Below are 17,472 nucleotides of genomic sequence, written 5' to 3'. Positions count from 1 at the left end.
GCGTTGAGAAGTCTCGCGAAATGGGTTGCGAGCGAGACATGGCCTCTCAGAAAGAGGCGAGTGGATCTTGGTCCACTGCACTCTCATAGCGCAACTTGCCCGTGCCGGTCAAGCCGGCCGAAGACCGTATGGGAGCGCCCCTGCAGTGTCGGAGCAGGTGGTGATGGGCGCTCCCCGGTGTCTGGAAACTGGTGGGTGCCGCCGGCGGACCGGCGACACCCGGCGCCCCGTGTTCACGCGAGGCGCCACCTCCTCTCGGAGGATAAAGACCGGGGCTGCCACGAAGGCGCCGCCGGCAAGTTGCCAGCCGACATGCGGCGACGGCTGGCGGGAAGTTTCAGTTGGGTCGATCGATCTTGGCGTAGTAGTCAGCTCCGCAATTGGAGCAGATCGCCATAAATCGTCTCAACCAAACCAAATCCTTCAGCGATCATTTCGCGGATCCGGTACGCCCCGAGGTCATGCAGTACGGCCTGCAGCAGGACGGTCTCGAGTGTCAGCGCCCCGCCTTCGTCGTCCTCGACGAGATCGGCGAGGACGCGGAGTTTGTCGGCAATCTCGCTAGACTTAGTGACTGGTGCCGCCGCAAGCGCCTCGACGACCGCTGTGTGGGCGTCGTTGAGGCCGTCCATCGCCTCGTCGGGCATCGGCTGAAGGTTGTGCATCGCGTCGTTCAATTGTAGCGCCAGCGCCGCCATGCGCGGGATCTCGGTTTCAGCGGCCTGGTCATATGGGAAGTGAGGCGGTCTTAACGGCAGGAGCCGGCGGGGTTCGAGCCTTCTGTCGGTTGCATGCGTGCTGGTCGTCATGGCTGGTCTCCTCGTTGTTGCTGTGGCGTCTATGAAAATAACCCTAGCGGTTATCTTTAGATACGTCAAGCACATAAATAACCGAGGCGGTTATTTTCATTGCCTTGAGGGTGGCTGAAGCGTATCTAAGGTCATGATTACAAACGCTCAAATTCGGGCTGCACGCGCCCTTCTGGACTGGAAGCAGACCGACTTGGCGAAAGCTGCCAAGGTATCCGAGATGAGCGTGAAGAACCTCGAAAAGGGTGACAAGGACCCTCGAGTCAGCACCGTCAAAGCGGTACAGACCGCCCTCGAGTCGGCCGGCATCGAATTCATTGAGGGCGGAGTGCGTAAAGTCGGTGACGTAGCTTCGCCATAATGGCGAAGCTACCGCCTCTTCCCGATCAGCAAGTCCGCGGCCGGAACCAGATCTGCGCTTTTCGATCGGCACTAAAATTCAAAGAGGTCGAAATGGAAGTCGATGGCCCCTTTGAAGCGAATTAGGAAATCGGCTCTGCCGTCACCATTGGTATCACCGGTAAGCAGGGTTTCCTTACCGCTCTTTTCGTAGCGCAATTCACCAGCGTCCTTCGAAAATTTCTGCTTTCCGATGAACTCGAAGTCTTGGGTACCCCTGCGATTGGAGTTTGCATCCCAAAGATGCAAGTCAATCTTGTCGCCCTGCTTTGCCGTGAAATCGTTGATGAGGTCCGCCGATTTCTTTGTCCTACCGGTATCGCCCTTGCGGAAAATGAATAGGTCGGCGTCTCCGCCGCCTGTCAGAACGTCTGCCCCCTTACCACCGGTTATGTGGTCGATCGCTTTTCCACCCTTCAGGACATTGGCTTTTGCATTTCCATTAATTTCCTTGGCGAACAGAACCTCCAGATTGACATAGGTGTCCTTGGTGAACGAACCGCCACGCCAGTCGATCAAGATCGAATCCGTTGTGATCAAGATGTCGGTCTTTTCCAGCGAATGCATGTTCGTGTCGAGCCGAACACCAGCAATCTTCGGCAGTTCCTTGTTCACATCGAGTATGTATGGGCCGTTTGGCGCATAGAGCGTGAAAAGTCCTGTCTCATAGAACTTGATGTTGATGGCACTCCCCGCGAAGTCCATCGAAAAAATCCCACCGGTAGGATTGGTTTCCCAGCCCTTGGGGCTTGTCGAAGGGCTTTGGGTTTCGGCCGCCGTGATCTCCTGTCCAACTCCAACTCGCTTGATCCCCCAGCCTGAACCGGGAAACGCCATACCCCACTGGTGGACTTTATCGACAACATTGCTGCCGTACTGATAAAACCAATAATCGATCTGAACCTGCTTGCCGTCGAATGACATCGTGTACGCCTAGACTTTCGAATCTCTCAGGCGACCGTACTAGTGTCATGGTTACCGGAAACTTAAAGGCCGCAATCAGAAGTAGGCCAGGCAAGCATGGGATTCAGGATGACCGCAGCGGCTGTGCGGTCGCCGCCTACGTCGAGATGCTCATCGTTGCAGATTCGGAAGCAAAGGGACTGCTCCCGAAAGCCTAAAGGCAGATGGCATTATCTTCATCGACCAGAACGGGAACGGGCCGGTCGCTGGGGCACTGGCTTCAGGCCGAGAGAGAGGTCCAGGAGGAGGATGAGGCGGAGGCGGCGAGTCGGGATGTGGTCGGTCTGGCTGCAGCGGTGAACCCTACGCATTGAGCGCCCCGCCCGGCTCGGAAAAGCCGGGCGGTTTTATGACATCACGTTGGACCGTAATGCCCGCCGCGTGGCGACTCGGTGGCGACTGGCCTTACGGAGAAAACAGGGAAATCAGCGTAACCTGTTGAAATATTTGGTGGGTGATCACGGGCTCGAACCGTGGACCCGCTGATTAAGAGTCAGCTGCTCTACCAACTGAGCTAATCACCCACTTGACCGCTCCAGCGGTCTGACCGGGCGTATAAAGGCCTTCGCGGGGCTTGTCCATAGCCAGCTCGAAAAAAGATGCATCGGCTGGGGAATTTCTTTTGCAGCGCAAAAAACCGTCACAGATCCAGCATTCCGGAAGCGATGCGAACCGCCTCGCCGCCGATGCGCGCGCCGGCGATCGTGCCGCCCGAAACGTCGAGATGAAGATGGATGAACGAGGGGCGGCCCATTTCGACGCCCTGTTCGATCAGGAACGGATGGTGGCCGTCCACCAGCCTGTCGAAGAAATGGATGGCGCCGGACATGGCGGCGACCGCGGCGCCCGTCGCCGGGTCCTCGGCGATACCCATGTCGGGCGCGAACATGCGGGCATGGAACCGCGCGACGTGATTGACGCCGCCGCGGCAGTAGAGATAGGCCGAGGCGAGCCGCCCCTCGGCGAAGGGCGCACAGCGCTCCCATAGCGCCGGGTCGAACTCCACCGCCGCGACGGCCGCAAGGTCGTGGACGGGGATTATCACGAAGGCGACGCCGGCGCTCCACAAGGAGGGAACGTGATTCTCGAAGCCGATCTGGCCGGGCTTCAGACTGAAGGCATCGGCAAGCGCCTGGCGGTCGAACGTCGCCTCCAGCCGCACCGCCTTGCGCGGCACGTCGAATTCGGCGAAGGCCGCCCTGCCGGCGCCAAGCTTCACCGCGCAGCGCACCGGCCCGACATTCTCCTCCAGCACGCTGACGAGGTCGCGCGGGCCGGCCTTACTGCCCTCGCCCGCCTCGGCGATCGCGATCGCCGCGCCCACCGTCGGATGCCCGGCGAAGGGTAGCTCCCGGCCGGGCGTGAAGATGCGCAGGCGCGCCGTGTGCGCCGGGTTTTCCGGCCTCTTCACGAAGACCGTCTCGGACAGGTTGAATTCACCGGCAATGCGCTGCATCGTGCCGCCGTCGAGATCGTCGGCATCGAAGACGACCGCCAGCGGATTGCCGGCGAGCCGCGTGTCGGTGAAGACATCGTAGATGGCGTAGCGGCGGGGCAAGGCATTCTCCCTGTTCAGTTCCTGCCGAAGGCATTTTCATAGAATTGCCCGAGGCATACCCTTACGGCAAGGGAAAATGGCACCGCCCGCCGCGCCGGTATTTCACATATCGAGAGTCATGACGACCGGGCAATGGTCGGAGGCCTTCGGCCGGTCCCAGCCGACGCGCGGATAGCGCTCCACCTCCTGGCCCGGCGGGAAGAGCGTGCGGAAGGGCTGGCCGGCGCGGATGATTTCGGGCACGCGCTCGGCGTTGCGCTCGGCAAGCGAGGGCGAAAGCCAGATATAGTCGAGCTGGCAGAGATGGCGCTCCTCCGGCCCCCGGCTGTGATAGAGCGTCCAGCGGTCGTCCACCGGCCGGCGCAGCATCGGGTTCACCGCAAAGCCGTCCGCGCTGAAGGCGTCGAGCGCGCTCACCGCCTCCTTGCGGGGGACGAAGCGGTAGCCGTTGCGCTTGTCGCCCTCGATGGCCAGTTTCTCCTGGTAGTCGTTCATGTCGCCGCAGATGGCGAAGGCCTTGCCCGCCGTGCGGCCGGCGCCGAATCGGTTCTCGATGATCCGCCGCACGGCCCGCGCCTCGGCCATGCGCACCGGCATGGTCGAATGGCGCCCGTCCATGCCCTCCCTGCCCGGCCCCATCGACTTGAAATGCACCACATAGAGCGTCAGCGGCCGGCCGCCGATGGTGAGGTCCATTTCCAGGCAGTCGCGCTTGAAGATCTTGTCGTCCGGATTGAGCCCCTGCCCGAGATCCGACGTATGGAGATTGAAATCGCGGTAGGTGACCGCGGCATGGCTGCGGATATCGACGCATTCGATGCGCTGGCCGTCGCGCGTCTCCTCGCGCATCAGCACGGACACGTCGATGCCGCGGCTGTCATTGCCCTCGATGAGGTATTTCTGCCGGTAGCCGTTGCCGACCATGCGGAAGAGATAGCCGTATTCGAACGCCTGGAGCGCCGCCATGTTGTCGGTCTCCTGCAGGCAGAGGATGTCGGCATCCGCGTCCGCGATGGCAAGCGCCGTATGCTGGCGGGTATCGTCCGTCTGGGCGATGGTGCGCGCCTCCTCCAGCCGCTGGTACTCCGCCTCGTTGCGGATGTCGAAGAGGCGCAGCACGCGGTCCTGGCGAACCTGGTTGCGAAAACCCGTGAAATCGAAACGGGTCATGAGGTTCTCGATATTGAAGGTGGCGAGGCGTAGCGACATGGGGGCTTTCGAGGTCCTTCCTGCAATGCCGGGCGAGTGTAACCGGCTGACCGGCGATGGAAAGCCGCTTTTCGCCCCGGCGCCCGCCCGCCGGCGGAATAAACCGGCTTGCCGCGCCGTTATCCAGCACGGATGATGCGCATCCGGTGGCGGGCGGAGGATCATGCATGGGGATTGTTTCCAGCACGGTACGGACATTCCTGGCCGCATGGCTCGCCGCCCTGCTGCTTTTTTCCGGCCCGCCCGCCCGCGCCGCGGAAAGCTACGTCACCGGCCCCGGCGAGGCCGCCCGCGCGGCGGGACGCATCGCCGAGGCGCTCGGCCGGACGCCGCAGGTGCACACGATCCGAATCACCGAGAAGGAAGTGAACCTCGTCGTCCAGGGGGCGGGAACCGGCAGCGTGGACGAATGGCGCGTGCGGCAGGCGACCCGCCTCGTCTTCTTCGAGGCCGAGACCGTCGGCGGCCCGACGGCACGCTCCGCGCCGGCCATGGTGTCCGATCTCGCAAGCGGGCTCTTCCCGCTCGACGCGATCCCGCTTGCCAAGGCCGACCAGGTCGCCACCCGCGCCATCGGCTATGCGAAGATCGAGGGCGGCGGCACGGTGCAGTCGATCGAGATCTCCCGGCGCGTCAACCTTCTGCCGACGCCCTCCTACGGCGATATCCGCTGGGCGATCTACGTCGCCTCGCCGCGCGAGAGCGCCACGGTCTATGCGGATGCCGAGGGCACGATCATCGGCGGCGACCTTTCCAACACCAACCGCGCCCGCCAGATGGATTTCTTCAAGGACGAGGACTGGCCGAAGGAGGCCGCTCTGGAAAGCCTCGCCTCCGTCATCGGCAGCAAGCCCGTCGTCCGCGATCTGACGATCTATCCGAAATCCGTGCAGGTGAAGGCCGACCATCCCAGCCTGCAGGAGACCACGGTCGGCTATTCCTGGGATATTTCCGGCGTCACGCGCTCGCCCATCACCTCGCCGATGTTCCCCGGCACCTCCGCCCTGCCCGGCTTCTCGATCGGCGACGTCGACCTGTCGAAGCTCTCGATGATCCGCGACAAGGCGAAGGCTGCCTGGCAGAACGACAAGTCGACGATGAGCTACATGATGCTGAAGCTCTCGACCGACGGGCCTGGCAAGCCGGAACTGCGCTGGGTGGTGCATCTCACCGATCTCGGCCAGCCGGGGGAAATGACGATGTTTACCGCCAGCGGCACCGTGGAGCTGACGACGGACGGCACGGTGCGCGCCGCCAACCTGCCCGACGCGCGCAAGCCGAAGCGCAACTGGCTCGATCCCGCCATGACCTGGCAGACGTTCGACACGGTCGGCGAGCAATTCGGCAAGAACGCCCGCTTCGCCGAGATCGTCGTCAGCAGGGATTCGATGAGTCTTCTTGCCGAAGTGCCCGACACGCCCGGCACCATGCGCGACTACAACGCCAACGACCGCGGCATCACCGCGTCCAGCATGATGATGCCGTGGGATGCCGAATTCCGGCCGGAACGGCTCTTCCGCCTGGAGGATATCGCCTTCTTCTCCGCCGAAAAGCTCGGCGAACTGACGGCACGCACCTTCACCCGCCTGCAGGTCGGCTCGGAAATGGCGGTGGCGCGCTACACCTTCTCCATCGGCCAGCTGATGTCGCCGGACGGCAGCTTCATGGTGCCCTCGCCGGACGGCAAGGTGACGCTGGAGATCCGGCTGGAAGCCGCCGACGGCTGGAAGGGCGGGCGCATCACCTATTCCTCGACGGGCGAGGAGATCGACATCGTGATGCCATAGGCCCTAAAGGGTCGTCAGCAGCAGGCTGGTTTCCGATTTCGAGACGCCGTCCATGGCGCGGACGCCGCGCAGCACGCGCTCGAACTCCACGAGATTGTCCGCATGGATCTCCGCCACCAGGTCCCAGGCACCGTTCGTCGTGTGCAGCGCATGGACTTCCGGCAGGCCGCGCAGCGCCTGGATGACGGCAAGCGTCTTCTGGCCGGTGATCTCGATCATCATGACGGCACGCACGGCATGCGGATCGTCGGCCTGCGTCACGCGCACGGAAAAGCCGGCAATGACCCCGTCGCGCGTCAGGCGCTCGATGCGGTTCTGCACCGTGCCGCGCGACACCGCCAGCGCCTGCGCGAGCGCCGAGAGCGAGGCGCGCCCGTCCTTGCGCAGAAGGGCCAGGAGTTTGCGGTCGATCGTGTCCATGTCACCTGCCGGATTGTCAGTTCTTGCTGGCGAAACGGCAATCGAAGCTGCGATTTTTCCAAAAAATTGCCGTTTCGCCTGCCACCGTCCTTGGCTAGCCTCGTGGCTCCTTCAATGCAACCGCTTTCGGCAGGTCCCATGACGAACGACACCGCACATGCCATCGCAACCGCGCGAACCCGCGACCTCTCGCTCCTGATGACCCGCTGGCCGAGCGTGACGGGCTCGCCGGACGAGGCGGACTTCTCGCAGAAGCTGCGGGCGCTCCTTGCCGATACGCCCTATTTCACACGCCATCCCGACCAGCTCGTCACCGTGGACAGCCATGGCGCGCCGCTAACACGGAGCGTCGCGGCGCTGGTGCGCGGCAGCGGGCGGCGCACGGTGGTGCTGGCCGGCCATTTCGACACGGTCTCGATCGCCAACTACGGCACGCTCGCGCCGCTCGCCTGCGATCCGGAGCCGCTGACCGATGCGCTGGTAAAAGAGCTGAAGAGCCGACCGCTGAATGCGGCGGAGGCCAGGGCGCTGAAGGATCTCGAAAGCGGCGACTTCATCGCCGGGCGCGGCCTGCTCGACATGAAGAGCGGCCTTGCCGCCGGCATCGCCGCGCTGGAGCGCTTCGCCGGGCTGGAGACGAAGGAGGGCAACATCCTCTTCGTCGCGACGCCCGACGAGGAGAACCGCTCGCGCGGCATGCGCAGCCTGCGCAACGCCCTGCCGGAGATCGCCCGGCGCTTCGACCTCGACATCGTCGGCGGCATCAATCTCGACGCTTCGAGCTGCGAGCGCGACGGCGAGGAAGGCCGCGCGGTCTATCTCGGCTCGATCGGCAAGTTCGCGCCCTTCGCCTTCGTCATCGGCCGGCCGACCCATGCCGGCTACCCGTTCAACGGCACCAGCGCCCACCGCATCAGCGCCGAGATCGTGCGCGCCATGGACACCGTGCCGGAACTCTCCGACGAGGCCTTCGGCGAGCGCTCCCCGCCGCCCGTCTGCCTGGAGGCGCGCGACATCCGCGACGGCTACGACGTGACGACGCCGGATCGCGTCTGGCTCTCCTTCAACTGGCTGACGCATCGGCGCAGCGCCCGCGATATCCTCGGCGAGTTCCGCGTCCTCGTCTCCGGCGCGCTGGAAGCCGCCCTTCGCACGCAGGACGCCCACGCCGCCCGCTACCGCGGGCACGACACGGGGAGGACGGACGGCATGGTGCTCGACTATGCCGAACTGCTGGAACGGGTGGCCGCGCGTGGCGGCAGTGCGGCGCTCGACCGGCTGAAGGCCCTCGACGCGGCGCTTGCAGGCGGCACCGATCCGCTGAAGGTCAGCCGCGAGATCGTCTCGGCGGCGGCGACCGAGGCCGGCATCGAGGGGCCGGCGGTGATCATCGGCTTCGGCAGCCTGCACTATCCGCTGGTGCATCTCGACCGGTCGGAGGCCGGGCGCCGGATGCAGGCGCGGCTCCGGCCTGTCATGGAGGAGGCCGCGGCGCGGCACGCCGCCTCGATCAAGTTCAAGCAGATCTTCGCCGGCATTTCCGACATGAGCTTCTTCGGCCACCGGCCCGAGGCCGGCGAAACGGGCCTGCTTGCCGCCAACACGCCGTCCGCTGCCTTCACCGACGACGCGCCGGAGGGCCTGCTCTCCTTCCCGACCGTGAATATCGGGCCGTGGGGGCGCGACTACCACCAGAAATGGGAGCGGGTGCATGCACCCTATACGTTCGGCGTCTTGCCGGACCTGGTGTTCGCCTCGGCGCTGGCCTGCCTGGAGGAATGACACGGTCGGGACCCATGCCTCTCATCCGCCTGCCGGCACCTTCTCCTTGGCTGCGGGGCGAAGGGAATATGCCGCCCTGATTTCCTCAAACAGCGACCGTTTCGTGGGCCACGTCCCCTCTTCCCGCTTGCGGGGAAAGGGTTAGGGTGAGGGGCAAGCCCCACCCGCAATTAAACGCCATTCAGGCCGCAAGCCGCTCGCCGGCGAGCAGCCGGCCGAGGCGGGAGATGCCCTCCTCGATCGTCGCGGCATCGGCGCAGGAGAAGCTGAGGCGCAGCGTGTTCGCGCCGCTGCCGTCCGCGTTGAAGGCCTGGCCGGGCACGAAGGCGACCTTTTCCGTCTCGATGGAGCGGGCGAGCAGCCTGGCGCCGTCCATGCCGGCCGGCAGCGTGACCCAGACGAACATGCCGCCTTCCGGCTTCGTCCAACTGACGCCCTCGGGCATGTATTTCTGCAGGGCGGCCAGCATGGCGTTGCGGCGCGCGCTGTAGGCCGCCTTGATCTTCGCCACCTGCGCGTCGAAGCCGCGCTCGGCGACATGGGCGATGGCCATCTGGTTGATGGTGGAGGAATGCAGGTCCGCCGCCTGCTTCATCAAAACGAGCTTGCGGATGACCGGCGCCGCCGCGACGACGTAACCGACGCGCAGGCCCGGCGCGAGCGTCTTGGAGAAGCTGCCGCAATAGATGGTGCGCGCCGCGTCGATGCCGCCCTTTCGGGCGATTTCCAGCGCCAGGATCGGCGGCACCGCCTCGCCGTCATAGCGCAGCGACTGGTAGGCGGCGTCCTCGATGACGGGGATTTCCAGTTCCTCGGCAAGGTCGAGCAGCCTTTCGCGGCCGGCCCGGTCGACCGTCTCGCCGGTCGGGTTGGCAAAATCGGCCGAGAGATAGGCGAATTTCACCCGGCCGCCGGCTTCCGCCGCCGTCGCCCGGTAGGCGCCCGGCGTGCGGTTGCCCGAAAGGTTCAAGCGGTCGTAGGTCGGCTCGTAGGCGTTGAAGGCCTGCAGCGCGCCGAGATAGGTCGGCCAGGTGACGAGCGCGGTGTCCTTCGGCGACAGGAAGAGCTTTCCGAGATAGTCGAGGCCCTGCTGCGAGCCGGAGACGATGAAGACGTTCTCCGCCGCACAGGCTATGCCGATCTTGCCCATCTCGCCGGCGAGCCACTCGCGCAGCGGCTTGTAGCCTTCGCTGACGGAATATTGCAGGCCCGCCGCCGCGCCCTCGCCGGCCAGGACGTCCGCATAGGCGGCGGAGAAGGCTTCCTTCGGAAACAGCGCCGGATCCGGAATGCCGCCTGCGAACGAGATGATGTCGGGCCGTTCCAGCAGTTTCAGCAGTTCACGGATTTCGGATGCCTTCATACGCGATGCGCGCGTGGCAAAGGCCTGTTCCCATTCGAACATAGGGGTTTCCTCGGGCGTTGTTGTTTGAACGCACCTCATCACGGCGCCGTTTTTATGTCAATAATACTGACCTAAATATCCGCACCAATAAAAGATGCCGGCGCCCCAAGGTTTCGCGCCGGCTTCATCTCGCCGGAGCGCCCGTGCCCCGACAGCCGTTTCAGGCACGGGTGGCGCTCAGGTGGCGCGGTCGCTGTAAAGGCTGAGCAGCACCAGCGTGGCTATACTGCCAAGGATCAACAGATCGAACCAGGCGAAGTATTGGATAATCGTGGACATCGCATTTTCCTCCCGACAGCGGAACGAAACACGCGCCCATCTTGTTCCCGTTCGCCCCGCGGCGCAAGTTTATTACTTGCTGCACCGCAAGGGAGCGGAAGGATGCACTGCATTATTTCAGAAAACCTGAAATAGAAAGCCGGGCGGATTTTCTCCGCCCGGCCCCTCACCCTGCTTAAGCAGGAGCGATCAGTTGACGGCCTTGTCGGCCTGCTTGTACCTGCCGATCCACGCGGTGCCGCAGGCATGCAGGCAGGGAACGGGGATCGGCAAGCCCTTAGTTGACAGCCTTGTCGACGAGCTTGTTCTTGCCGATCCACGGCATCATGCCGCGCAGCTTGGCGCCGACTTCCTCGATCTGGTGCGAGTCGTTGTTGCGGCGGATGCCCTTGAAGCGTGCGCCGCCGGCCTTCCATTCCTGCATCCACTCGGAGGTGAACTTGCCGGTCTGGATGTCCGTGAGGACGCGCTTCATCTCGGCCTTGGTTTCAGCCGTGATGATGCGCGGGCCCGAAACGTATTCGCCCCACTCTGCGGTATTGGAGATCGAGTAGTTCATGTTGGCGATGCCGCCTTCATAGATCAGGTCGACGATCAGCTTCACTTCGTGCAGGCACTCGAAATAGGCCATTTCCGGCGCGTAACCGGCCTCGACCAGCGTTTCGAAACCGGCGCGGATCAGCTCGACGAGACCGCCGCACAGGACGACCTGCTCGCCGAAGAGGTCGGTTTCGCACTCTTCCTTGAAGTTGGTCTCGATGATGCCCGAACGGCCGCCGCCGACGCCGCAGGCGTAGGAGAGCGCGAGATCAAGGGCGTTGCCCGAAGCGTTCTGGTGAACGGCGACGAGGCAGGGAACGCCGCCGCCCTTCTGGTATTCGCCGCGAACCGTGTGGCCCGGGCCCTTCGGCGCGATCATGACGACGTCGACCGAGGCCTTCGGCTCGATGAGGCCGAAATGGACGTTGAGGCCGTGCGCAAACGCGATGGCCGCGCCGTCGCGGATGTTGCCGGCGATCTCGCCCTTGTAGATGTCGGCCTGCAGTTCGTCCGGGGTCGCCATCATCAGGAGGTCGGCCCACTTGGCGGCCTCGGCGACCGTCATGACCTTGAAGCCGTCGGCTTCGGCCTTCTTGATGGTCGGCGAGCCGGCCTTGAGGGCGATCACCAGGTTCTTGGCGCCGGAATCCTTGAGGTTGAGGGCGTGGGCACGGCCCTGCGAGCCGTAGCCGACGACGGCGACGTTCTTCGCCTTGATGAGGTTGAGATCGGCATCACGATCGTAGTAGACGCGCATCGATGGTTCCTTCCCTTCGCTAGTCTGTTTGCGTTGAACCGGCGGGGTCTGCCTGCCGGCTTATCCTTTCACGCCATGAAGCGTCAGGAAGGCGTCGACCGCCTTCTCCGCGCGGGGCGAGAATTCCTTTTTGAGCGCTGCGGCATTCTCGCCGAGCAGCATGCGCAGATGCATGTCGGAGACGATCAGGCCGTAGAGCGTGCCGTATGCCTCGTCCGCACTGCCGAAGGCAAGCAACTTCGCCTTTCGGCCCGCCTCCAGAAGCGCTGCGGCGCGCTTGCCGATCTGCCGGCGGCCGCGCTCCTGCAACAGGCGGCCAAGGCCCGCGCCCTCGCGGCTCGCCTGGCCGATGGCCAGGCGGTTCAGCGCCAGCGACACGTCGCCCGAAAGCACGTCGATCAGATCGCTCGCGAAGGCGAGGAGATGCCTGCGCAGCGTCTCGGCCGTCAGCGCGCCGGCGCTTACCTCGACCGTGCGCACCTTGCCGGCCTGGTAGGTGATCATCGCCGAGATCAGCCCGTCGCGGTCGCCGAACCACTTGTAGAGGCTTTCCTTCGAACAGTTCGCCGCGCGGGCGACACCGGCCGTCGTCAACGCCCGCTCGCCGCCCTCCACCAGCAGGCCGAGCGCGCGCTCCAGCACCGCGCCCTGACGTTCCGTCAGTCCCGCGGCCGCAGCCCCTGCCTTTGCCTGCGCGAACCCCTGCAAGATAACCATCCACCCGATTGCGTACCGTACCGTACGGTTCGGCATCTTCTATCGGTCTGCGCACGGCTGGTCAACACTCTTTTGCAAGACAGGGAAGGACAGGGGATCTACCGGGCCGAATCACCCGCATATCCGGATCCCGCAGCACACAATTATCGCTGCAACGCACAACGAGCGGGAAATTTTCTTTCCGCTATGTCGCTGATTTGAAACATAACTCTACGCCAAGCGGGCAAGAGCCCCAGCCGGCACAAAATTTTTCGCTTCCCAATCCGTTTCCGCTCGTTAAGATTTGTGAGACCTGCGGTGCAGCAGGCCGCTCGCTTCGCGCGTCGGCACGCCGGCATCCGGGCTTTCAGTCAGGAGTACGAAGCCAACCGCCCTTACGCAAAGGAGACAGAAAATGATGAATTTCCTGCCAGACCTTCACGAGGGACATGCTCCCATCACCCTACAGCAATTGTTCGGCGCCGCCCTTGAGGCGCTCGTTGCCTGGGAAGACGAACGCGCCGAACCGATGGTGATCTACGAGGACCAGATCATTCCGATCGGCGTCGTGTTCGAAAGCATGCGGGCCTGCACCGATATCCTGCCGCGCACCCTGGCGGATATCGTTTCCGACACGCTCGCCCGCACGCCGGCCGCGGCCGGCGTCGAGACCGTCACCTTCGGCGATGCCGCCCACCTTGCCGGCGCCCTCGTCGAGCAGCGGCGCCTGTGCGGCGAGGCCGCCATCGCAGCCTTCCTCGATCATCACCGGGTCGACAAGCGTCGCCCGGCCTGATTGCCGATCGGTCCCGCCCAGGGCATGACGCGCCGGGCGGGACTTTTTCTTTCCCGGCCCCGTCGATACGCGAATAAGGGACGGGCGCTGCCCGTCATAGCTGCGCCTGCCCTCCTGCGACGGATCCGCGCCATGCTTCGTCTTCCTGCCTGCGCTCTCGTTCTCCTCGCCCTGCCCGCCCATGCCGCCGATGCGCCGCCCTATGTCGGCACCTGGGATTGCGAGGTCTCGACCTTCATCTTCACCGCCGACAGCTATGATTCCGGCGAGGGGCCGATGCCGATCCTGAAAAGCGAGAAGGACGGCGGCGCCTATACGCTGACCTTCGCCGACGACTATCGCATCGGCCTTGCCAACATTACCGCCGGCGAGATGGACTGGGCCTCCGGGGCCAGCGGCGACACGTTCCACTGCAGGAAGATCGGGAACTGAGGACGCAACGATGACGAAACCTCTCCTTTGCGCGGCGCTCGCGCTGTTCTCCACGGTCACGATCGCCGAAGCGGCCGAAACCCGCTGCGGCTGGCTGCAGAACCCGACGCCCGCCAACTGGTGGCTGGACGACAGCGCCGGGACCTGGACGCTGATGACGCAGGGCGCCGGCGACGAGCCGGAGGGTTTCGACCGGATTCCCGACATTTCCGCCGGCGACTATGTCCGCACCAACGGCAATTACGGCTATGCCTGCGCCTGCATGAAGGTGGAGACCGACGCGTCGCAAGGCCGGATCCTCGCCATTCACAGCTTCCGGCAACTGCCGATCGCGCAATGCGCCAACGATACGGCCCTGCCCGCGGCCGAGTGAAAACCGCAGGCGATCCGGGCCTCACGCATCTTGACCCGGAGCGCCGAACCACCTATTTCTCCCGCATCGAGATTTGAACGTTGACTTCTGCATTTGCAGGCGGTTCCGCTTGCAGTTACGAACCTCCCCTTCAAATTCGACCTCCCATGGTCGCCATTCCGGCGACCGAAGATTGATTTGACGGCTTAGGAAAGGTTTCGTCATGGCAACTGGTACCGTAAAGTGGTTCAACACGACCAAGGGCTACGGCTTCATTCAGCAGGACAGCGGTGAGCCGGACGTTTTCGTCCACATCTCCGCCGTACAGCGCGCGGGCCTCACTGGCCTCAACGAAGGCCAGAAGGTCTCCTTCGAGCTGATCCGCGACCGCAAGTCCGGCAAGATGTCGGCCGACCAGCTCGTCGCAGCCTGATCGGCCGCAAGAGTTCTGAAATTCGAAAGGCCGGAGCGATCCGGCCTTTTTTGCGTCCGTCGTCTGGCCGCTCACGCCTCCTGCGGCACGCGCTGCGGCCAGCGGCACTCCTGAAGCCCGGCCCGCGTGAACGGGTCGGCGAGCGTGCCGGAGACGATCGCCGCAAGGATCTGCGGCGCCGGGGGGATTCTCGCGACCGTCGCCACCAGCCGGTCGCGCAGCCAGGCGATCGCCTGCGAATCCGACTGGTAGAAGGGCGTGAAGACGTAGGAGAGCATCTGGAACAGCCGCACATGACTGCGCCGGGCGGCCGCATAGGCCGCAAGCCCCTCCTCCAGGGTGGCGGCCGAGGACAGGGCATGTGCCAGCGCCGCCGCATCGAGCAGCGCCATGTTCGCCCCCTGCCCGAGCTGCGGACTGGTCGAGTGGGCGCTGTCGCCGATGAAGGCGATGCCGTCCGCCACGGGCGGCAGCGTGGTGCGGTGGGCATAGCGGGCGAGCGTCAACTGGTCCCAGTCGGCAATCTGGTCGAGGAAGGGCGCGGTCTGCGGCCAGTAGGCGAGGATGCGCGCCTTCCAGCGCTGGAGGCCGGCCCGGCGGATCGCGTCGGCGTCGGCCGCCTTCAGGCTCCAGAAGAAGGCGGCCTTGCGCCCTTCGCCCGCCCCTGCCCGGCCGACGGGCAGCACGCCGATCATCACCCTGGCCGCGTCGTAGCGCTGCGCGAGCGCGTGCGCGTCATGCGCGATCCCCTCGCAATCGAGCGTCGCCCAGAAGGCGCCCCAAGGCAGTTCGCGGATATCGGGCGCAACGACGGAGGCGGCGGCAAGCTGCGAGCGGGCGCCCGTCGCGTCGACCACCAGGTCATAGTCGCCGACGATCTCGCCGTCGGGATCGTGCAGCGCCGTGCGGGCCTGCCGGGTTTCCGCCTTGGCGAGCGTGATGCCGGTGCGCACGGGCAGGCCTTCGGCCACGACCGCGTCGTGCAGCGTCGCAAAGAGCGCCGCCCGGTGCACGGCAAGGCCGTAGCGGCCGCCGGAAAGCGCATCGTAGCGCACGTCGAGCACCGTCCGGCCGCTGCCGGCATCGGCACCGTGCAGCCGGTCGATGCGGTTGCCGAGCGCGTGAATGGCCGGCGAGAGGCCCAGCGCGTCGAGCACGGTCAGGCCCGTCGGCTGCATCAGCAGGCCGGAACCGACGGGGGACGGTTGCGCGAAGCGTTCGATAAGCTCCACCCTGTGGCCGGCGCGCGACAGGAACAGCGCCGCCGCAAGCCCCGCGGGCCCGGCGCCGGCGATACCGATATCGAGTGGCTTCATGGCCCTTCCCCGCATGCGGCTCCCTTGGCCCTGCGGCCGGAGCGTCAGTCCTTGGCCGCGTCGTAGACCTGTCGGGCGGCCCGGATCGCGGCATGGTTCTCGGCAGACCAGTGCACGAGGGAGCGCAGGAGCGCAAGGAAGGAATGGCCGAGCGGCGTCAGGCGATATTCGACGCTCGGCGGCCGGGTGGGGTAGACGGTGCGGCTGAGATAGCCGTCGCGCTGCAGGTCGCGCAGCGTCTGGGTCAGCATGCGCTGCGAAATGTCGGGGATGAAGCGGCGAAGCTGCGAGAAGCGGCGCGGCCCGTCGGCAAGGCCGAGGATCATCAGCGACGTCCACTTGCCGCCGACGCTGTCCAGCACGTCGCGCACCGGACAATCGTCCATCGACATGGCGACGCCGTCGATGAGGATGACGCGCTCGCCCTCGGCGCGATCGACGATCCTGTTCATAGCCGGTTCCCTCCAGGTAACCACCGCAGAAGAAACTGCCTCCTTTACAGCTCCTATCAGATTACCAGATAAGAGCAAGTCTCGATTAGAGACCAATACGCCGCAGGACCGGGCACTTCCCCGCACACCTGCAGGAACGGCCCAGAAAGGCAAAACATGACCGACACAGTTCTCGTTACCGGCGCTTCCGGCCAGCTCGGCCGCCTCGTCATCGACGCGCTCCTCGCCTCCGGCAAGCTCGCCCCCGCCGATATCATCGCCACGACCCGCGACGTCGCGAAGCTCGCCGCCTATGCCGGCAAGGGCGTCACCGTGCGCACCGCCGACTTCGACGTCCCCGCCTCGCTCGACGCCGCCTTCGCCGGGGCAACCAAGGTGCTGATCATCTCCACCGACGCGCTCGACACCCCTGGCAGGCGCCTCGCCCAGCACAAGGCCGCCGTCTCCGCCGCCGCCAGGGCCGGCGCGAAACACATCCTCTATACGTCGATGCCGCAGCCGGACGATTCGCGCGTCACCTTCGCCCCCGACCATCTCGGCAGCGAGGAGGCCATCAAGGCGACCGGCATCCCCTACACGATCCTGCGCGACGGCTGGTATGCGGAAAACCTCTTCATGTCGCTGCCGCATGCGCTCCAGACCGGGTCCTGGTACACCTCGGCCGGCGAAGGCAGGATCGCCCATATCACCCGCGCCGACACCGCCGCCGCCCTTGCCGGCGCCGTGCTGAAGGCCGGCGGCGAGAGCCGGACCTACACCCTGACCGGCACGAAGGCGCGCACGGCCAAGGAGATCGCCGCCCTCGTCTCCAAGGCCACCGGCAAGCCGCTCGCCGTCGTGCATGTCACGGATGCCCAGCTTGCCGAGGGCCTGAAGGCCGCCGGCCTGCCGGAAGGCTTCGTGCCGACCATCGTCTCCTTCGACGCCAACACGCGCGAGGGCAAGATCGCGATGGTGACGGACGACGCGCAGGCGCTTTCCGGCCGCGCACCGACGTCCTTCGAGGACTTCGTCGCCGCGAACACGGCCGCGTTTCTCGGCTGATGCTATCTTAAGGTGCGGCGCTCGAAGGGGCGCCGCACGGGCC

At 65.1% G+C, this 17,472-nt stretch carries 18 protein-coding genes and 1 tRNA gene; 8 read left to right on the top strand and 11 right to left on the bottom strand.

Annotated features, from left to right (window positions below):
* Nucleotides 1-368: 368 nt before the first annotated feature.
* Complete coding sequence (locus AB3G45_RS13835) at nt 369-809, bottom strand: hypothetical protein (RefSeq protein ID WP_367831111.1); 441 nt, start codon at nt 807-809, stop codon at nt 369-371.
* Between the two features lie 133 nt (nt 810-942).
* Between AB3G45_RS13835 and AB3G45_RS13830 the strand changes: the two genes are divergently transcribed.
* Nucleotides 943-1,170: a multiprotein-bridging factor 1 family protein gene (locus tag AB3G45_RS13830; RefSeq protein ID WP_367831110.1), complete on the top strand. Its 228-nt coding sequence runs from the start codon at nt 943-945 to the stop codon at nt 1,168-1,170.
* A gap of 71 nt (nt 1,171-1,241) precedes the next feature.
* Here the strand turns inward: AB3G45_RS13830 and AB3G45_RS13825 are convergent, their stop codons facing one another.
* From AB3G45_RS13825 to AB3G45_RS13810, 4 genes are all read right to left on the bottom strand, one after another.
* Entirely contained in the window at nt 1,242-2,132 is an 891-nt protein-coding gene (locus AB3G45_RS13825) for a hypothetical protein (protein ID WP_367831109.1), read from the bottom strand.
* Nucleotides 2,133-2,619: 487 nt separating this feature from the next.
* Nucleotides 2,620-2,695: transfer RNA gene (locus AB3G45_RS13820), tRNA-Lys, on the bottom strand.
* A gap of 116 nt (nt 2,696-2,811) precedes the next feature.
* Nucleotides 2,812-3,729, bottom strand: a complete 918-nt coding sequence (locus AB3G45_RS13815; RefSeq protein WP_367831108.1) for a PhzF family phenazine biosynthesis protein — start codon at nt 3,727-3,729, stop codon at nt 2,812-2,814.
* Nucleotides 3,730-3,831: 102 nt separating this feature from the next.
* Nucleotides 3,832-4,938: an endonuclease/exonuclease/phosphatase family protein gene (locus tag AB3G45_RS13810; protein ID WP_367831107.1), complete on the bottom strand. Its 1,107-nt coding sequence runs from the start codon at nt 4,936-4,938 to the stop codon at nt 3,832-3,834.
* A gap of 167 nt (nt 4,939-5,105) precedes the next feature.
* Between AB3G45_RS13810 and AB3G45_RS13805 the strand changes: the two genes are divergently transcribed.
* On the top strand, nt 5,106-6,725 hold the full coding sequence (locus AB3G45_RS13805; protein ID WP_367831106.1) for a hypothetical protein: 1,620 nt from the start codon (nt 5,106-5,108) through the stop codon (nt 6,723-6,725).
* Between the two features lie 3 nt (nt 6,726-6,728).
* Here AB3G45_RS13805 and AB3G45_RS13800 read toward each other — a convergent pair whose 3' ends face one another.
* Nucleotides 6,729-7,145, bottom strand: a complete 417-nt coding sequence (locus AB3G45_RS13800; protein ID WP_367831105.1) for an Lrp/AsnC family transcriptional regulator — start codon at nt 7,143-7,145, stop codon at nt 6,729-6,731.
* 138 nt (nt 7,146-7,283) lie between these two features.
* On the opposite strand from AB3G45_RS13800, the gene AB3G45_RS13795 reads away from it, so the two are divergent.
* Nucleotides 7,284-8,927, top strand: coding sequence for a M20/M25/M40 family metallo-hydrolase (locus AB3G45_RS13795; RefSeq protein ID WP_367831104.1), 1,644 nt, complete (start codon nt 7,284-7,286; stop codon nt 8,925-8,927).
* A gap of 181 nt (nt 8,928-9,108) precedes the next feature.
* On the opposite strand, the gene AB3G45_RS13790 is transcribed toward AB3G45_RS13795, so the two are convergent.
* The 3 genes from AB3G45_RS13790 to AB3G45_RS13780 form a co-directional block, all read right to left on the bottom strand.
* Nucleotides 9,109-10,332 (bottom strand): PLP-dependent aminotransferase family protein, encoded by a 1,224-nt coding sequence (locus AB3G45_RS13790; protein WP_367831103.1) that lies wholly within the window; start codon nt 10,330-10,332, stop codon nt 9,109-9,111.
* A 556-nt stretch (nt 10,333-10,888) separates the two neighbouring features.
* Nucleotides 10,889-11,908, bottom strand: coding sequence for a ketol-acid reductoisomerase (ilvC, locus tag AB3G45_RS13785; RefSeq protein WP_367831102.1), 1,020 nt, complete (start codon nt 11,906-11,908; stop codon nt 10,889-10,891).
* Nucleotides 11,909-11,968: 60 nt separating this feature from the next.
* Complete coding sequence (locus AB3G45_RS13780) at nt 11,969-12,625, bottom strand: TetR/AcrR family transcriptional regulator C-terminal domain-containing protein (protein ID WP_367831101.1); 657 nt, start codon at nt 12,623-12,625, stop codon at nt 11,969-11,971.
* A gap of 394 nt (nt 12,626-13,019) precedes the next feature.
* Between AB3G45_RS13780 and AB3G45_RS13775 the strand changes: the two genes are divergently transcribed.
* The 4 genes from AB3G45_RS13775 (at nt 13,020) to AB3G45_RS13760 (ending at nt 14,617) form a co-directional block, all read left to right on the top strand.
* On the top strand, nt 13,020-13,400 hold the full coding sequence (locus AB3G45_RS13775) for a hypothetical protein (protein ID WP_367831100.1): 381 nt from the start codon (nt 13,020-13,022) through the stop codon (nt 13,398-13,400).
* Between the two features lie 132 nt (nt 13,401-13,532).
* Entirely contained in the window at nt 13,533-13,832 is a 300-nt protein-coding gene (locus AB3G45_RS13770; protein ID WP_367831099.1) for a hypothetical protein, read from the top strand.
* A 10-nt stretch (nt 13,833-13,842) separates the two neighbouring features.
* Nucleotides 13,843-14,205, top strand: coding sequence for a DUF4087 domain-containing protein (locus AB3G45_RS13765; RefSeq protein ID WP_367831098.1), 363 nt, complete (start codon nt 13,843-13,845; stop codon nt 14,203-14,205).
* A 202-nt stretch (nt 14,206-14,407) separates the two neighbouring features.
* Nucleotides 14,408-14,617 (top strand): cold-shock protein, encoded by a 210-nt coding sequence (locus tag AB3G45_RS13760; RefSeq protein WP_367831097.1) that lies wholly within the window; start codon nt 14,408-14,410, stop codon nt 14,615-14,617.
* Nucleotides 14,618-14,688: 71 nt separating this feature from the next.
* Here AB3G45_RS13760 and AB3G45_RS13755 read toward each other — a convergent pair whose 3' ends face one another.
* Nucleotides 14,689-15,933 carry an FAD-dependent oxidoreductase gene (locus tag AB3G45_RS13755; RefSeq protein WP_367831096.1) on the bottom strand — a complete coding sequence of 415 codons (1,245 nt, stop codon included), beginning with the start codon at nt 15,931-15,933 and terminating at the stop codon, nt 14,689-14,691.
* A gap of 44 nt (nt 15,934-15,977) precedes the next feature.
* Nucleotides 15,978-16,385 carry a winged helix-turn-helix transcriptional regulator gene (locus AB3G45_RS13750; protein ID WP_367831095.1) on the bottom strand — a complete coding sequence of 136 codons (408 nt, stop codon included), beginning with the start codon at nt 16,383-16,385 and terminating at the stop codon, nt 15,978-15,980.
* Between the two features lie 156 nt (nt 16,386-16,541).
* Here AB3G45_RS13750 and AB3G45_RS13745 point away from each other — a divergent pair, with 156 nt between their 5' ends.
* Nucleotides 16,542-17,429 (top strand): SDR family oxidoreductase, encoded by an 888-nt coding sequence (locus tag AB3G45_RS13745; protein WP_367831094.1) that lies wholly within the window; start codon nt 16,542-16,544, stop codon nt 17,427-17,429.
* The last annotated feature ends 43 nt before the right edge of the window (nt 17,430-17,472 follow it).

The organism is Shinella sp. S4-D37, from assembly GCF_040812195.1.
In the GTDB taxonomy this organism is placed as follows: Bacteria; Pseudomonadota; Alphaproteobacteria; order Rhizobiales; family Rhizobiaceae; genus Shinella.
Note: the sequence above shows the minus strand (reverse complement) of the source record. Positions and strands in the feature narration are given on the sequence as shown.

What these genes read in the sequence shown, in the direction of transcription:
- AB3G45_RS13835 (WP_367831111.1), bottom strand. Translation starts at nt 809, where the DNA reads ATGACGACCAGCACGCATGCAACCGACAGAAGGCTCGAACCCCGCCGG.
- AB3G45_RS13830 (WP_367831110.1), top strand. Translation starts at nt 943, where the DNA reads ATGATTACAAACGCTCAAATTCGGGCTGCACGCGCCCTTCTGGACTGG.
- AB3G45_RS13825 (WP_367831109.1), bottom strand. Translation starts at nt 2,132, where the DNA reads ATGTCATTCGACGGCAAGCAGGTTCAGATCGATTATTGGTTTTATCAG.
- AB3G45_RS13810 (WP_367831107.1), bottom strand. Translation starts at nt 4,938, where the DNA reads ATGTCGCTACGCCTCGCCACCTTCAATATCGAGAACCTCATGACCCGT.
- AB3G45_RS13805 (WP_367831106.1), top strand. Translation starts at nt 5,106, where the DNA reads ATGGGGATTGTTTCCAGCACGGTACGGACATTCCTGGCCGCATGGCTC.
- AB3G45_RS13800 (WP_367831105.1), bottom strand. Translation starts at nt 7,145, where the DNA reads ATGGACACGATCGACCGCAAACTCCTGGCCCTTCTGCGCAAGGACGGG.
- AB3G45_RS13795 (WP_367831104.1), top strand. Translation starts at nt 7,284, where the DNA reads ATGACGAACGACACCGCACATGCCATCGCAACCGCGCGAACCCGCGAC.
- AB3G45_RS13790 (WP_367831103.1), bottom strand. Translation starts at nt 10,332, where the DNA reads ATGTTCGAATGGGAACAGGCCTTTGCCACGCGCGCATCGCGTATGAAG.
- ilvC (WP_367831102.1), bottom strand. Translation starts at nt 11,908, where the DNA reads ATGCGCGTCTACTACGATCGTGATGCCGATCTCAACCTCATCAAGGCG.
- AB3G45_RS13780 (WP_367831101.1), bottom strand. Translation starts at nt 12,625, where the DNA reads ATGGTTATCTTGCAGGGGTTCGCGCAGGCAAAGGCAGGGGCTGCGGCC.
- AB3G45_RS13775 (WP_367831100.1), top strand. Translation starts at nt 13,020, where the DNA reads ATGATGAATTTCCTGCCAGACCTTCACGAGGGACATGCTCCCATCACC.
- AB3G45_RS13770 (WP_367831099.1), top strand. Translation starts at nt 13,533, where the DNA reads ATGCTTCGTCTTCCTGCCTGCGCTCTCGTTCTCCTCGCCCTGCCCGCC.
- AB3G45_RS13765 (WP_367831098.1), top strand. Translation starts at nt 13,843, where the DNA reads ATGACGAAACCTCTCCTTTGCGCGGCGCTCGCGCTGTTCTCCACGGTC.
- AB3G45_RS13760 (WP_367831097.1), top strand. Translation starts at nt 14,408, where the DNA reads ATGGCAACTGGTACCGTAAAGTGGTTCAACACGACCAAGGGCTACGGC.
- AB3G45_RS13755 (WP_367831096.1), bottom strand. Translation starts at nt 15,933, where the DNA reads ATGAAGCCACTCGATATCGGTATCGCCGGCGCCGGGCCCGCGGGGCTT.
- AB3G45_RS13750 (WP_367831095.1), bottom strand. Translation starts at nt 16,385, where the DNA reads ATGAACAGGATCGTCGATCGCGCCGAGGGCGAGCGCGTCATCCTCATC.
- AB3G45_RS13745 (WP_367831094.1), top strand. Translation starts at nt 16,542, where the DNA reads ATGACCGACACAGTTCTCGTTACCGGCGCTTCCGGCCAGCTCGGCCGC.